Here is a 15,755-nt window from a genome sequence, read left to right as displayed (position 1 = left end):
AGTCCGACCATAACCTGGACGGACTGCCGAGAGGAGAAGAGGCCAAATGGCCGGTGACGTTGTACAACGAGAGAAAAAAGGCAAACACAAGGGGTTAAGACGCCCGAAGCGCCGTATCGGTATCCGTATCGATATGACGCCGATGGTGGATATCGCCTTTCTGTTGCTGATTTTTTATATGGTCTCGACGGTGTTCGCGATGCCGCAGGCGATGGAGATCAACCTCCCGCCCAAGGATGATACGCCGGACGACGATACGACGGTCGTCAAAGAGTCCAACCTGTTGACCGTTCGTGTCGACAGCGAAGGGCGCTTCTGGTGGAACACCAAGATCGAGTCTCCGACCAACCTGCCGCAGTTGATCCCGAGTACCGACAAAAAACCGGATTCGGTGGCGTATATCGTCAACAGCGATTCGCTTCGTAACCTGCTTCGTAAATTGAACCAGGATAATCCGAAGCTGAACACGCTGGTGCTCATCAACAGGCAGGCGAACTATGAGGATCTGGTCAACATCCTTGACGAGATCGATCTATTGGAACGTTCCTGGAACGCGTATACGGCCAGAGAACTGAAAGTGGACGTGAAAGACTTGCCGAAAGACAAGAAGTTCTCGTATCGATATGCCACGGGTAAGTGGGAAGAGCGGGATGATAAGATCATGATAGACGCTCAGCTCGCTGCCCAAGCACGAGGTCAGTTATAATGGCTTCATACTCCAACAACGCCCTCTGGTCGCCCTATGGTGCGTACGAATTAAAGGCCAAGTACCAGCGCAATATTCTGGTCGGTACTGGCTCAGTCGTCGCCCTGATCGTCCTGATCATTCTCGGCATCCAGATCTGGAAGATGGTGACTGCTGACGAAGATGTCGTCGCTGTTGCCGAGGTCCGTATCAAGACGATCGCGGAACTGGGTCCGCCTCCGACCGTGGTCAAGCGCCCGCCGGAAGTGAAGATCCAGAACCCGAATGTCGCGGCCCCCAAAGTCGGTATCCCGAAGCCGGTCGCTGACGAAGAAGTACAGGACGAAGAGGTCCAGCTCGCTACACGTGAGGAACTGGCCGAGATCGTCGCCCCTGATGTCACTGCTGGCGACGGAGATCAGAATATCGTGGTGGACATCAACGAAGACGAATATCTCCCGGGAGCGGATGAATTCGTGCCAGTTGAGATCCTCCCGGAAATGATCTTCCAGCAACAGCCGGAATATCCCCGCCTGGCCAAAACCGCCGGTTTGACCGGTACGGTTTGGGTTCAGGCTCTGGTTGACAAGGAAGGGAATGTGCGTCAGGCTAAGGTCGCCAAAACGTCCGGGACGCAATCTCTGGACGAAGAAGCGGTTAAAGCGGCGTACAAAAACAAGTTCAAACCGGGTATTCAGAACGGCAAGCCGGTCGCCTGCTGGGTCTCCTACAAAGTGGACTTTAAGCTGACCGACAGTTGATCGTTTACGTTTCGTAAGTATCACGGCGGTAGTCAAACCTGACTATCGCCGTTTCTTTTTTTGCGCAGATCGCTCCACATCTTTCCCCTTGGCCTCGTCCTCTTATTAAGAGGACCATCCAACACCATGATGCATCGATCAGGGAAGATTCAGCCTGCTCCCCGGTAAGAAGGGAAGAGGCAGCTTTAACTTCGGGAGGTGCGCAATGTTTACCCTGAACCACTCGCGGAACATGCCGTACGGCGCGTTCGAACTGAAAGCGCATTATCAGCGGAACATGATGATCGGCCATCTCGGATTGCTGATGATCGTGACGCTGGCGCTTACTCTACCGCTGGCACTTGATGCCCTCTTCGGGCAGACAATGGTAGTCCTGCCCGTTGGACCGGAAGAGGAGAAGGTGGTGACGATCATCAGACTCCCCAATCCGCCACCGCTGGAGCAGCCACGTGCACCGCAACAGCCGGTTGCCCCGCCGCCGCAGCAGACAATCACCAATCAGATAGTGGCTGTCGTTGATTCGTCCTGGAATGACGACCAGCCGGAGGAAGTGCTGCCGAGCCGAAACGACCTTAGCGATTATAATATCGCCGGGGATACCGGTTTCGATGGCTCAGGTATCGATACCACGGCGTTGTTTGGGGACGATTACCTGCCGGATATCGATTCGTTTGTTGTTCTGGAGGTTTACCCGCAGATGATCCATATGGAGACGCCCGTCTATCCCAGTATCGCTCGTGCCACCGGCACTACAGGACGAGTCGTCATCAAGGCGTTGTTGGATCAGGAGGGGAAAGTGATCGATGCTCGGGTACTGGTCAGTTCCGGATCATCCATTCTCGATGAAGCGGCGGTTCGCGCTGCCTATAAAAACGTCTTTAGTCCGGGCGTCCAGAACGGAATTCCGGTCAAGTGCTGGGTTACCTACAAAGTTGATTTCAAGGTCGATCGATAAGACTCTCTCCTAACAGAAGAGCCACCCGATGGGGGTGGCTCTTTCGCTCTGATCGACAAGCATAAATCATGGACAGAGCGGCAAAACCGGCTGCGGCGTCACGGTCAGGTAGGAGATCATCAGACTGAGGTCCGTTAGATCGACCAGCCCATTTACAGAACCATCGACATTCGCCTCGTCGCCACAGGGAAAGACGATCCCCGAACCTGAGACAGTCAGGAAAGAGATGATCGTGCTGAGATCCGAGAGATCAACACCATCGCCGATCGAGCCGTTGGCGTTTCCGCGTCGATTGATACAACAGCCACTTCCTGTACCGAGCGTCACATTTCCCGCATGCAAGGGGACTTGCAGGTTGAAACACTGGGTCATCATTGACGGATAGATCGTGTTTGGCGCCGCATAGGGAGCCAATCTGACCAGGTTACTGTCACCGGCGGCACCAGGCGGAACCGTGAAATAGAGGCGAAGCACCGGCCCGGAGCCTGGCGGAAGGTCGGGCGAGGTCCCAAATGACGACGCCTTCATTTCAACCGCAATACGTGAGTTGGCGAGATCGTACCCCAGATAATTGAAATCCTCGAAATAGCTGGTGCGCAGTCCAAACGTCGAGGCAGAATCAAAACTGAGTCCATAGGGGCCGGTCCAATCGATCGGCAAAACGAAGCCGTGCGCAGAGACATCGTTCTCAACACTGATATCGACCGTGATCTGCTCACCCGGGTTGGTAGAGACCGATGATACCTCCAGCGTATCCAGGAGTTGTTCAGTCCTACTGAGAAACACAAACAGTCGACCGTCGAGGTTGGAAGCGTATACCTTGCCGGTGCGCGTGTGTGGGAAGACCCCCCAGGCACCGTTGAACTGTGCCGCTTCACTGGTCGCATAGGTATCGAACAGAGCGGTTTCATCGGCCAGTGAAGGATCGGTCATGTCAACAACGGCCACGCCTGATTCATAGTGCGACATAAACGCCATTCCTGACTGCATATGTACATTGTGGCACAGGCCGCTCGGCGCGAGGTACTCGCCTGCCAGAAAGACATTCAGCGGGTCCTCGATATCCCAGAATTTCACTGTCTTACTGGCGGTCTCTTCGGTCGTGCCGGCATACTTTCCATCTTCGGTCGGCCAGATATTATGGACATATCCCGGATTCGGAACATGCACGCGCGTGATCAGTTGCGGGCTGTTTTTGTTGGCCAGATCGTACATCGCCCAGCTTCCCATTGTTCCCTCGGCGACCCAGACGGTGTCATTGCGCGCGAAAACATCATGACAATCTCCGGTCACCACCGTGCCGATCTCAACCGGTGCGGTCGGATTGGTCAGTCGGACGATCCGGAAGCCGGAGTAGTTCTGTTTGACCAGATAGGCATATCCTTTGGCCGTGTCTATCGAGATATTGTGGCAGCGGATATCGCTGACGGTAGAAAAGCTTCCGATATATCTGACACTGTCCGGCAGGAAACTCATATCCATGATCATCATGCCCTGGTTGGTTCCGGCACACTCTGAGACGGCGTAGCAGTATTTGCCGTAATTCTTGATATCTCGCCACCGAATTGACCCGCAGCCCGTTTGTGGTCCCGGGATCAGGTCCTTTACCTGCATCGTTTGCGCATCGACAAAAACGATCCCGGTTGCGACCCCCATGATAGCGTACTCCTTGCCATCAACATCTTCCCATCCCCAGCAGTCGGTGCCACCGAAATTCTGATCCGGCGTGATCGTACTTTGGAGACAAAGCGAGAAGGTACTGTCGGGTGCGGCTGCCCCCAGCATTGCAGTGGCGTCAACCGGTGACTCCGTTCGTCCACCCGGCTTGATCTGGCTCATGGCGACTGAGTCTTTGAGGATACTGATCGGTATTCCTTGTACTGCCGGTATGGCGATCAGCAGTAACAAGCAATAGGAGATAAATGTCGTACGCGACAGCGACTTCATGCGAACCTCAATCCTTGATTTGGTTACCCGGACTGGCCGGCAACTTTGCGAGACTTTGGCGGATACACTTTAAAATATGGTGAATGCCTGATAAGTCAATTCAAAATAGAGCTTAGTAGCCCATGTTGGTGTTGTGTCGGCATCGGTTGCGAGCGCGTTGTTCGGCTTTTGGTGGACTGACGATTCAGGGGAGAGGCGGCCTGGGGGAATTCTGGTGTTTTTCGGCTGTTTGTAGTAAACGATTGATAAGTAATGGATTGCGGAAGTGAATGCCCTTTCGGTTGTGACCATAGCTCGGCTTTTTTGTTTTTTTTCCGTCCTCCCTCTTGACAACTGCACAAATGTGCAGTATACTCGTTTCACAGCAATCAACCTACACAGCAGAGGGAATACCCGATGAATGGTTCTGAATTTGTCAGTCAACCCAACGCTGCTGTCCTCAGCAGTCTCGACATCAGCGCTCCGCTTTTTGAAGCTTCCGCCTGGTCGGATTTTGTCGGCCATATCTGGCAATCCAATGCCGGCCGTTCGGGCGATAGTTGCCGGTATTCCAATGCCGGGACCTGCCCGGATTGCGGGCTCGGCATGGTCCGGCTTGGAACCTGTATGAGCTGCCCATCATGCGGCTACGGGAGTTGTGGAGAATAACCACCGGATGAGCGGTTTCGGGCAACCAATCAATAGGGGAGAATCAGGCTATGCAATTGAGCGATCTGGAAAGACATCGGATCCCGCGACGGATCCTCGACCTCTGGCGGCAACGTCAGGGGGAGCGGTTGCTCCCGGTACAGCGCCAGGCGATCCAGCACGGTCTGTTGGGCGACCGGCAGTCCGATCAGCGGATGCCGAACCTGATCGTCACGGCGCCGACCTCGTCCGGCAAATCGTTCTGCGCGGAGTTGGCAGCGGCCCGGGCGCTCATGTTGCGTCAGAAAGTGGTGATGCTGTTTCCCCTCAAAGCGCTGGCCGAAGAAAAATATCGTCAGATCGGCGGCTGTTATCGCGCGCTCGGTCTTTCCTGTCTGATCGTCACCGGCGACCATCCGGAAAATGACCGGAAATTCCTCGACGGTGATTTCCATCTCGCGATCGCCATCTACGAGAAATTCGATCTGTTGCTCGCTACCCAGCTTGATACGCTTCGCTCGATCGGGCTGGTGGTGATCGATGAACTGCAGATGCTGGCCGAGCCGTTCCGTGGCGCGATGCTCGAACGGTTGCTGACCAAACTGCGGGCATCATCGTATCGTCCGACCCTGCTGGCGCTTTCGGCGGTGATCGGTCGGGAAGCATCGACAGAATTAGCTCGCTGGCTCGACGCGGATCTGGTCTGTGAGACCGCCCGACCGGTGGAGTTGATGCGTGGAGTCGCAGCCGATGGTGCGTTACGGCTGCGCTCCTACAACAGCGGGGAAGACCAGCAACTTCCGTTCATTCGTCTGGAACAGGGGCCCGAAGCCCGCACCGCGTTCCTCAAGTCACTGCGCGAAGATACCGGTTCTACGCTGGTCTTTATGAAATCCCGGCGTGATACGGTGGATATGGCGTTGCGACTGGCCGCGACCTCGCATTGGCCGTCCGCAACACAAGCGCTCGATGCACTTGCCGATGAAGAACCTTCTTATCTGGTCCGTTCACTCAAGCAGGCCCTGGGACGGGGTGTTGCTTTTCATAATTCGGATCTCTCTTCGGATCAACGGCTGGCCGTAGAGCGAGCTTTCCGTCGCCGCGAGGTATCGGTCCTTTTTACCACCACCACCTTGGCGCTCGGGATCAACCTCCCCGCCGACACGGTCTATCTGGAGACGGTCAAATATACGACTGGTGCGTATGGCGGACGTCCCCGCCTGGTGCCGATCTCACGCGCGGAGTTTGATAATATCACCGGACGGGCAGGTCGCCTTGGCTGTCAGACCCACCGCCCGGCCCGTGCCATTGTGCTGGCCGAGTCCGGCTTTGATGGTGACATCCTCTGGGATGCCTATATCAATAACGACACGGCCGAGCCATTTGAATCTGCTTTTCAGACTCTGCCGCTCGAGGACTGGCTGCTTCATCTGGTGGTGGCAAAGTTAGGGGAGAGTCTGGAGCAATTGACTCACTCGCTCAAGCAGAACTTCTATTTCACCCGTCATCCCGATGCCAGGCTAGAACTTGAACCTTCACTTGGCCATCTGCATCAACGCGGCCTGATCGATTGCGCTGATTCCGGCGATCATCTCTGGGCGACCTCGCTCGGTCAGGCGGTGGTGCGCGCCGGTCTGACGGTTGCCGAAGCAGATCATTTCCTGCAACAGCTCGATCTGAACATACCTCAGTCGCTTTTCGGCTGGACCGCCCTGGCGCTCAGTTCATCCGACTGGAACCTTCCGCCCGGTATCCTGACCCGTCTGGAGTATCGGGAGAATCTGCCGGTCAAGATGCTCTATCAGCGGTTTGATTTTGGACTCGATGAAGTCGGGTTCCTCTTGCCGGAGAATCATCGTCGCGAGCCGCTGGATTACCGCACTGCGGCCGCACTCAAAGCAGCCCTGTTGCTGGATGACTGGTGTCGACTCGCCTCGGCCCAGCAGATCGAAGAACGCTATCAGATGCATCTCGGTCAGGTGATCTCTCTCGCGGAGAATGCATCACATCTGGTGAATGGCCTGACCTCGTTGCTCGAGGCCCGCGAGGCGGGGCACCCGTCGATCGAACTGCTCCACGGCCATGCCTTCAGTCTGAGGAACGGGCTTCCGGTTGAGATGAAAGAGATCAACGACCAGTTCGGGCATCTGCTAAAACGGCCGGATTTTCTGGCGCTCCATAAAGCCGGCTTCACCCATCTGGGTGATCTCCTCGATGCTGACCATGCTGATATACAAAAACTCACACTCCCTGGAGACAGGGGAACGCTTTTTCAGGAGGAATTGACCATGTTGAGACAACAGTCTGAGATCAAGGGAACTATGCCGGGACTCGGGTCGGTCGGTACGGTTCCACACCAGATCGAGATCGATGGGACCTACGAGGGAGACCGCTACCTGGTCAGGATCAATGGATTCCCAGTCCGTCTGACCGGCAAGTCATTCAAGTATCTGACCAAACTTGCCTGGTCGCGAGTCGGTCGGGATAGTGGCTGGATCTTCAAGGAGGATCTTGAGGCCGGCTTTAATCAAGCGCGCTATCTCTATCGGCTCAAGTCAGAGATCGGTGCCGGTTACCCGTCGAACTGGCAGGTCTTTGAGAACAATCGACTCGGTTACTATCGGCTCGATATTGATCCGCGCTCGATCAGCATCAACTACCAGAACCTTCGTCATTATCCCGATTTCGAGGTTCAGCAGTTATGCGCCAATCCGGTCGCGGCGATGCCCGGCAACTCCCTTCCCTGCTAAGGGGAGGGAGCCCTTGGCGCCCATAGAGTTATAAATTGCCTTTGACACTGGGCGCAAAATGCCGGTCTTTTAATAGAGAATCATCGGATTGCTCCGATAATGGTGGTACAACCGGCATGACTATGATAATTCGAGCACGACACCGACTGCCAGTCGTAACGACTGACTCCTCCGACGAGTACCCGATTCTACCCCTCATGACGGGGGTACTGTTTCCGGGGATGATGTTGACTGTCCAGATCGGACGACCTGAGAATCGCGCGTTGGTCGAAGAATGTGTTGCGTCCAAACGCGACTTCGTCGCCTCGTATGCTCACGCCGAAGTAGATACCAATACCGAATCCCCCATTCATCAGGTTGGCGTCTTCGCGCGCGTGGTCGATCACAAAGAAGGTCCGGGCGGCTCAATGCTGGTCACTTTGGAAGGACTCAAGCGGGCCTCGATCTCCGCCATCATCAAAGAACAACCGTTTTTGATCGGCACGGTGACGGGAATTGATCAGCCGACTTTCGTTCTCAAGAATATCAAATCACGCATGGATGCCGCGATCACGATTGTCGGCGAGATCACCCATCTCGACCCGATCTATTCTCCGGAACTTCTCAATGTCCTCAAAATGAATCTCGAGGATCCATCAGCACTTGCAGACCGGATCGCATCGTCGTTCCATTTCTCCCTGCAGGCAAAACAGGACTTGCTGGAAAGCATCGGTCTGGAGATTCGCTATGATCGGCTGTTGAATCTGCTGCATGGCGAAATGCATCGTGTCACCACAGTATTGAATATCAACGAAAATGCCCGCAAGCGGATCGAGGAAGAACAGCACCGCTACTTCCTGAAACAGCAATTGTTCGAGATCAAGCGACAACTGGGTGAGGATCTGACCGAGGAGAAAGAAGCGGCTCGTTTGCGCAAGGCGCTCAAAGCAGCGTCGCAGCTTCCTCCCGAAGTGGTTGCGCGCGCGCGCATCGAGATCGATCGCCTGAGCGAACTCTCACCGGCAACGGCCGAATTTGGAACTACCAAGAATTATCTGGAATGGCTGTTGACCTTACCATGGGGGAAGACCTCTCCTGAAAACTACACCATGGCTGAGGTGGAGCATATTCTCTCGACAGACTACTACGGCCCGACTGCGCTTAAAGAGCAGATCATGCAACGACTCTCGGTTCGCAAACTGCTTGGCGGAGCGGACGAAGGCCCGACTCTTTGCCTTGTCGGTGCTCCGGGGACCGGTAAAGCTTCACTTGCCAAGGCGATTGCACGGGCACTTGGAAAGCAGTTCGTTCGGATCTCTGTCGGCGGGATATCGGAAGTCACGGATCTCAAAGGTACCGCGCGTACCTGGCCGGGTGCAACTCCTGGTCGGATCATTCGTACCTTGCGCGAGGTTGGAGCCAGCGATCCGGTTGTGCTGATAGAGGATCTGGATTATTTCAATGTCGAGAATGACAGCTCGGTCAATATGGGGCTGCTCGAGGCGATCGATAACCGGCGCAACAACCGGTTTCTCGACAGTTATGTTGGCGTGCCGTTCGACCTGAGCAAAGTCTTTTTTATCTGCTCTGTCCGTTCATTTGAAGAACTGCCCGAGCAGTTTGTGCCGCGACTTGAGATCGTCGAATTTCCCGGCTATATCGAGCGGGAGAAGATCGTTATCGCCCGGCGCTATATTATACCGCGTTTGCTCAAGCGACATGGCTTGCTTAAATCTCAGGTTCGGATGAACGAGAAAACACTTGGCCGCCTCATTTCCAGCTACACTCAAGAGGCCGGACTGCTTGTTTTCTCCCAGCAGATCGAAAAGATCTGCCGCAAGATCGCCCTGGAAAAGGCGGAAAAAAGCAAACAAGCCTGGGTGATCAACGAGAAGAACCTCGACACCTATCTTGGGACTCCGATCTTTATCCCTGAAAAGGCGGAGAAGGAACCGGAGATCGGCACGGCCGCGGGACTAGCCTGGACCGGCGCTGGCGGGGAGCTGATGTTCATCGAAGGGCTCAAGATGAAAGGGGAGGGGCAGATCATCACTACTGGATCGCTCGGCGATGTGATGCGCGAATCGATTCAGGCCGCCCACTCATACGTTCGCTCCAAGGCCGATATCCTGGGAATAGATACCAACGATTTCAATGAATATGATATTCACATTCACTTTCCGTCTGGCGCCATTCCCAAGGACGGTCCTTCCGCCGGTGTAACAGTCTGTCTGGTGATAGCTTCGGTGATGTCGGAGCGGCCGATTCGCAACGATATCGCGCTGACCGGGGAGGTAACCCTGCGGGGTCGTGTCCTGCCGGTTGCCGGAATCAAGGAAAAGATCTCGGCCGCCTATCGCGCCGGGATATTTGAGATCGCAATGCCGAAAGAGAATGAGAAAGATGTCAAGGATCTTCCGAGAGAGATAATCCGGAAGACCAAATTCGTCTTTATCGAACGAGTCGACGAACTCTTTGAACTCTGCCTACTTGACTTCCAGCCTTCAACCTACACATTAGAGAAGATCTTCGCCCGCGAGATCGCACGGTCCCGCAAGAAAAGAGCGGCCCGTCAAAAACCTCGTGCTGCCGCCGCCGCCGCAGCTCGTCGTAAGAAAAAGTAGCTCGATCCCCACAAGATTCTCCGTTAGCTTCTGGTTAATCCGGTTTTCCCTCTCCGCATTTTGCTTGACAGCCGCGTGTGAACGCCTGTATATTGCTGCCATAGAAAAGGTTCGCATTTCCATACAATTCCGTAGCGATGTTGAGGTATCCGGGGACATCGCATGCTCGCATTAAGAGGATATTCGGCGGGGCAGTTCCTGCACGTACACCAGATTCGATTAGGCAACAGCCAACGAATTCTCTGCGGCTCGATTGTTGCCTGGCAAATCGACGAATTGGATTGGCGGCCTCTGTCCCTTCGTTCAGTCACATTTACAGATAGATTCGTTCAGGACGAATAGCGAAGATGTACCCGTCAAAGGTCTACTTCTTTTTCACCCAAACCACGGAGTGACACACATGCGGTTTTCATGGAAGAATCTCTTCCTGTCCGTTGCGCTCGTAGCGCTAATTGCAGGAGTTGCCGAAGCGCAGCAGGGCGTGGTCTCCATCCGACAGGTCGACGGATTGATCAGCGGCACGCAGGTCCAGGCCGGCGCCAATCTCCGGTTCATAATCAATTACAATAACACCACCGGACAAAAGTGCAACGTCTCCAACGGATTCAAATTGTCTTCGCCCGATGGAGCGACGTGGGATAGCACCACTATAGATTCGATCGGACCGAATGATGATGGCGGCACGCCGGGCGATCCCAGCGACGACGTCTCTGCATACTTCTTACCGTTCTTCGATATCACATACGCCTTCAACGAATTCGACTGCAACGGATCCGATGATACCTTGGGCTTTCTTGCCGCCGGAAATCCGACTCGTGCTACTCGGCAGATGCCTACGACCTGGAACGATTCGGTCTTTGCCATCACCGCATGGTTTGACGGCGATCTGAGCGCCGCCGGCAAGCATATCTGCCTTGATTCCGCGCTCTGGTTCGAGGGCGGTACATGGGTTTGGGTCGGCCAGAACCTGGTTGATTTCTACCCCCAGTTCCAGGGGCTTCCCGGTCAGCCATACTCCCCTGGTGTTGGCGGTGAACGGGCCGGCTCGGGTTACTGTTTTGAGATCTACGCTCCGGCTCTGGAGCTCTCGGTCGATTCACTTGGCTTTGGCGCCATCGAAGGCGGCTCAACGCCGCCAGCACAGACGTTTGTGGTTTCGTCAACCGGCGATGGTCAGGGGGACAATCTTGCCTTTACTTTGGTAGAAAATGCTCCCTGGATAGTCAAAACCCCATCTTCTGGGATCACGCCGCGGACTATCACAGTCACGATGAATATTACCGGCCTCGCTCCCGGAGTGTATGTCGATTCGATCGCCGTCCAATCGGCTGGCGCTTTCAATTCACCGCTGTATGAAAAGGTGACGCTGACGATCGCAGCTCCCGCTCCGGTGATTGCCACGAACAAATCATCTTTCAATTTTGTCGGATTGACCGGTGGATCAAATCCGCCTTCGCAGACAATGATCATCAAAAACACGGGGGGCGGGACACTCAACTGGACTTCGACCTGGGCCGGCCCCTGGCTTGCAGTCAGTCCGTCGAACGGCATTGATTCGACGCTGGTGACTGTCTCAACTGACATCTCAGCACTCGGAGTTGGTGATTTCTATGACACAATTGTCGTAAGTGATCCGGCGGCGACCAATGATCCGGTCAGAATCCCGGTGAAATTGTCCCTGGGTTCCAGTCTGCCCATGATCGCAGTTGATTCTCAGGTCAATCATATCATTGTAGATGCACCTGACAATGCGCAGCCGCGTTCGATCTATATCCGCAATGCCGGTGTTGGAAGCATGACATATACACTGTCTGAGACATCAACCCGACTGTTCACGGTAACACCGCTGAGCGGCTCTGCGCCCGACTCAGTGCATCTGACTTTCAAGGTCCTGGGTGGTGCGGTCGGCGACGAATATTTCGATACTCTCTGGGTCAGTTCGCCGGAGGCGATCAACTCTCCTTATCCGGTGATCTTTCATTTCAAGATAATCGAAAACCCAGCCGTGCTGCATGTCTCTACAGACACGGTTTCAATTACGTCATATGGATGTGCGACTGATGAGTGGCCGGTAGCCTCGGCCACGTTTGTGGTAAGTAATTTAGGTGGAGATGCTCCAAAGATGGCGAATGTCGACTTCGAGTCTGACCTTGCCACCGTAACCCCTGCGCAGGGAAATATCCCACGCACGTTTTCAGTAACCGATCTGCGAGGTAGTCTTGCCCCAGGCACCTACTACGATACGATCATTGTCTGGGCGGATTTCACGTACAACTCTCCGCGAACGGTGATCCTCAAGTACACTAGGATTGATGAGAATGCACCGGCGACAATGGCGCTCTCGCGCACATCTATTGTCATCCCGCGACAGGAGCAGACGGGACCGGTGGCGATTTCGGTATTTGTAAGTAACGAGAATCAGGGATGCATGCCCTGGACCGTGGATGAAGAAATCGATTGGATGGCTGCTGCACCGCCTTCCGGAAGTACTCCCGGTGCGTTCCAGGCGATCATGGCGATCGACGATCTGACTCTCGGTACGTATGTTGACACTTTCCAGGTCAGTGCGCCGCTTGACCCTGCCGGTCCGCAGCAGATACCGGTTACTTTACGTATCTGGCGATATCATGGTGACATGAACTGGGACGGCAAACTCGACCTAACTGATCTTTCATGGATGATCAATTATATGATTCTTGGCGCTCCGGCTCCTTTACCGGAGTATCGAGTCGGAGATACGGACTGTTCGGGAACAGTCGACCTTTCCGATCTGACTCGCCTGATAGCATACTTCGTAAGTTCGCCGACGATCATCTGCGGCAATCCGTAATCGGATGCCAGACTCTGGCTTAACTTCGAAGGCGTCGTGACTTGTCACGGCGCCTTTTTAATGGACAATTCTGGTCCCGTTGTCGCTGTAACTCGTTGACAATTAGCCGATATACGCTATATTGCAGGCTGGATTAGATGGTCGGCGAACTTTTCCTGCCATCCGACGAAACGATACACACCTTGGAGGTCTTCTGTGAAATTGGTCTCGCCCCGGTTTCTGCTAATCCTCACCCTGTTTCTCCTGACAACCGCCATAACTGCCAGTGCAGACTCAGTCTCCGACACCGACTGGACCAATGTCCCGTCCTCTCAGATCCACCAGCAGATGTCGCTCGCCAAAAGCCGCGCATTGCTCAGCGAACGTTTTGCCACTCAGCGGATTGCCACCGCCCCGATGGCCAACACGCAAACCAACTACGATGTTGGTTTCTATGATGTTCGCATGCGTATCAACGATACTACGGAGATCATTTACGGCACTGTTCGTATTGTAGCTGCAGCTGCCGAAGACAACGTGTCCCAAGTGCAGGTCGACTTCTATGACAATATGACAATCGACTCGATCACATGGCCGGGGGGGACCCGCACCTATTCGCGAACCACCAATGTTGTCACTATCGACCTGGACCATGCCTATAACACCGGTGAGCAGTTTGAAATGACCGTTCATTATCACGGTCATCCGATCGAGGGCGGCTTCCAGGCGTTTGCTTTTGATACTCGTACGAGCGGCAAGGTGATGTCGTCATTATCCGAACCGTACTATGCCCGCACCTGGTGGCCCTGCAAAGACCGTATGGATGACAAAGCGGATTCGTTCAATATCGCGATCCAGGTCGACAGCGCTTTCTATGTCGGCTCCAACGGTACCCTTGATTCCACCATATTGAGCACCAATACTCGTACATACTACTACTGCGTCCGATACCCGATGGCGTCGTATCTATTCTCGGTCGCCTGCTCCAAGTACACTGTCTGGACGAACAACTACATTTACAACGGCGGCCTTGATACTATGCCGGTTGTTCATGCCACTTACCCGGATAGATATTCATATGCGCTTCCGCGATGGGGAATTACTCCCAACGCGATCTCGCTACTCTCTGAAACTTTTGGGCCATACCCGTTTCTGGATGAAAAGTACGGTCACTCAAACTTTGAATGGGGTGGAGGGATGGAACATCAGACCATGACCTCTATGACCGGCTCAAACTTTGGGTTCTCAGAAGCGGTGGTTGTCCACGAGTTAACTCACCAGTGGTTCGGTGATATGATCACATGTAATAACTGGGGCCATATCTGGTTGAATGAGGGCTTTGCCTCCTACGGTGAGGCGGTCTATTACCTCAACCGCGACGGATGGACCAATTACCACTCGTATATGCAGTCGCAGGACTACACTCTCGGCGGCACGATCTATGTCTATGATACTTCGTCCGTTGGCAATATCTTCAATAATATCGTTTATGACAAAGGCTCGTGGGTTGTGCATATGCTCCGCGGTGTTTTGGGTGAGACCAAATTTGCGCAGGCGATGGATGCTTATGTCACCTCGCAGTATCAGCACAAGTCAGCGACCACTGAGCAGTTCCGTGATCTGGTTGAGGTCACCACTGGCGAAGAACTCGACTGGTTTTTCCAGGAGTGGATCTACGGTACCTATCGACCGGCCTATCAGTTCGCGTATTATGGCGAAAATACCCCGGGCGGATGGAACCTGTACCTCCACGTGGCCCAGACACAGACCACCAATCCGCAGGTCTTCACCATGCCGGTGGATATTGCTATTGATTATCTTGATGGAACCCACGACACCGTGACGGTGATGGTAGATGAGCGCGATGAGATGTTCAAGCTCACGCTCCCTAAGCAGGTCGTGAACGCTGAGTTTGATCCAAACCGCTGGATCCTTCGCTATCTCACCGACCTGACCTGGGGTATGTATATTGTTACGACTACGCCTGAACTTGACGAGGGAGCCCAATATCACCCATATCGCGATACCATCGAACAGCGCGGTTCGCAGGGTGCTCTGGACATAACGTTCCTCTCCGGCTCACTGCCGCCAGGATTGTCAATCGATGCCGAAGGAGTCATCACTGGGCTTCCCACCGACACCGGCAGTTTCACGTTTACCATTCGCTATCGGGATACCTGGGGCGGAACCTCGGATCAGGCGACATTTACCCTTCATATAGGCCCGGGCCAGCTTGTCCCCGGTGACGTCAATTTGTCATTCACCCAGTGCGATTTGAGCGACTTATCGCTCATAATCGCCTACCTGACAATACCGGGCCAGACCATTCCGCTCGGTCTTACCGCCGATGTCAACAACTCATGCGTGGTCGATCTTTCTGATCTGAGCACCATGATCAGCTTCCTGACGGTCGGCAATGTCACCATGCAGGTGGGTTGCGCTCCGTAAGCGATTCTTAGTCATCCAGGACTTACAGCCCCGGTCAAAAGCCGGGGCTTTTTGCTGGATCTGAGAGACAGGGGAGAGGACCCCTTTTATGTTGATTTTCGCTGTGGAATAAGTATCATGAGACGTTACGTCCGGGCCGCTGTATACCAATCGCGGAGTACCTACGTGAA

General features: G+C 54.3%; 9 protein-coding genes. 8 read left to right on the top strand and 1 reads right to left on the bottom strand.

The window, feature by feature from the left end; translation table 11 throughout:
• Window positions 1–46: 46 nt before the first annotated feature.
• The 3 genes from IPH75_05795 to IPH75_05785 all read left to right on the top strand — a co-directional run bounded on the left by IPH75_05795 (window position 47) and on the right by IPH75_05785 (window position 2,401).
• Entirely contained in the window at window positions 47–706 is a 660-nt protein-coding gene (locus IPH75_05795) for a biopolymer transporter ExbD (protein ID MBK7141573.1), read from the top strand.
• The gene (locus IPH75_05790) at window positions 706–1,446 is read left to right on the top strand and encodes an energy transducer TonB (GenBank protein MBK7141572.1); all 741 of its coding nucleotides are present in this window, start codon (window positions 706–708) and stop codon (window positions 1,444–1,446) included. Before IPH75_05795 ends, IPH75_05790 begins: the two co-directional genes overlap by 1 nt.
• Before the next feature lie 205 nt (window positions 1,447–1,651).
• The gene (locus tag IPH75_05785; protein ID MBK7141571.1) at window positions 1,652–2,401 is read left to right on the top strand and encodes an energy transducer TonB; all 750 of its coding nucleotides are present in this window, start codon (window positions 1,652–1,654) and stop codon (window positions 2,399–2,401) included.
• Window positions 2,402–2,467: 66 nt separating this feature from the next.
• On the opposite strand, the gene IPH75_05780 is transcribed toward IPH75_05785, so the two are convergent.
• A complete protein-coding gene (locus IPH75_05780; GenBank protein MBK7141570.1) occupies window positions 2,468–4,348 on the bottom strand; it encodes a choice-of-anchor B family protein in 1,881 nt (626 codons plus the stop codon).
• A 396-nt stretch (window positions 4,349–4,744) separates the two neighbouring features.
• Here IPH75_05780 and IPH75_05775 point away from each other — a divergent pair, with 396 nt between their 5' ends.
• The 5 genes from IPH75_05775 (at window position 4,745) to IPH75_05755 (ending at window position 15,585) form a co-directional block, all read left to right on the top strand.
• Window positions 4,745–4,996, top strand: coding sequence for a hypothetical protein (locus IPH75_05775; protein MBK7141569.1), 252 nt, complete (start codon window positions 4,745–4,747; stop codon window positions 4,994–4,996).
• 50 nt (window positions 4,997–5,046) lie between these two features.
• Window positions 5,047–7,725, top strand: coding sequence for a DEAD/DEAH box helicase (locus IPH75_05770; GenBank protein ID MBK7141568.1), 2,679 nt, complete (start codon window positions 5,047–5,049; stop codon window positions 7,723–7,725).
• 197 nt (window positions 7,726–7,922) lie between these two features.
• Window positions 7,923–10,328 (top strand): endopeptidase La, encoded by a 2,406-nt coding sequence (gene lon, locus IPH75_05765; protein MBK7141567.1) that lies wholly within the window; start codon window positions 7,923–7,925, stop codon window positions 10,326–10,328.
• Window positions 10,329–10,728: 400 nt separating this feature from the next.
• Window positions 10,729–13,158, top strand: coding sequence for a hypothetical protein (locus tag IPH75_05760; protein ID MBK7141566.1), 2,430 nt, complete (start codon window positions 10,729–10,731; stop codon window positions 13,156–13,158).
• A gap of 195 nt (window positions 13,159–13,353) precedes the next feature.
• Complete coding sequence (locus IPH75_05755; protein ID MBK7141565.1) at window positions 13,354–15,585, top strand: putative Ig domain-containing protein; 2,232 nt, start codon at window positions 13,354–13,356, stop codon at window positions 15,583–15,585.
• The last annotated feature ends 170 nt before the right edge of the window (window positions 15,586–15,755 follow it).

It is taken from the genome of bacterium (genome assembly GCA_016708025.1).
GTDB lineage: Bacteria > Zixibacteria > MSB-5A5 > GN15 > FEB-12 > FEB-12.
Note: the sequence above shows the minus strand (reverse complement) of the source record. Positions and strands in the feature narration are given on the sequence as shown.